Below are 356 nucleotides of genomic sequence, written 5' to 3' on the forward strand. Positions count from 1 at the left end.
TGTGCGAACCGCCTGCGGGCGTACCCTGTGCGCCAGTCCAGGTGGCGATGATTTCATCAGTTGGCAGCAACGCGCTGTTGTCCGGCACCACAATGGTCAAGGTGTCCCTGACCAGCAGCGGGTTGAGTGCGCTGTCGCCGTTGTTCTCCTTGATCGAGGGAGCGAGCAGTTCCAGCGCGACGCCCACGGTGAACACCAACGGATTCGAGAGGCTGGTCTCATTTGTGGCATGGCGCCAGAGCTGGTAGCGGACGGTGATCTTGCCGCCGCGGTTCGGTTCGATGTGTTGGGCGACGAAGGCGGCGTCCAGGTTGATGACCCAGTCTTGTTGGGCGGTTACGGCATTGAATGTGCGG

1 protein-coding gene is annotated in these 356 nt (G+C 61.8%); it reads right to left on the reverse strand.

What is annotated here, in order from left to right:
- The coding region (locus tag J1G18_RS27910) for a hypothetical protein (protein ID WP_223009616.1) at positions 1-356 on the reverse strand (356 nt) is incomplete at both ends.

The sequence above is a fragment of the Pseudomonas sp. MIS38 genome (assembly GCF_019891575.1).
In the GTDB taxonomy this organism is placed as follows: domain Bacteria; phylum Pseudomonadota; class Gammaproteobacteria; order Pseudomonadales; family Pseudomonadaceae; genus Aquipseudomonas; species Aquipseudomonas putida_A.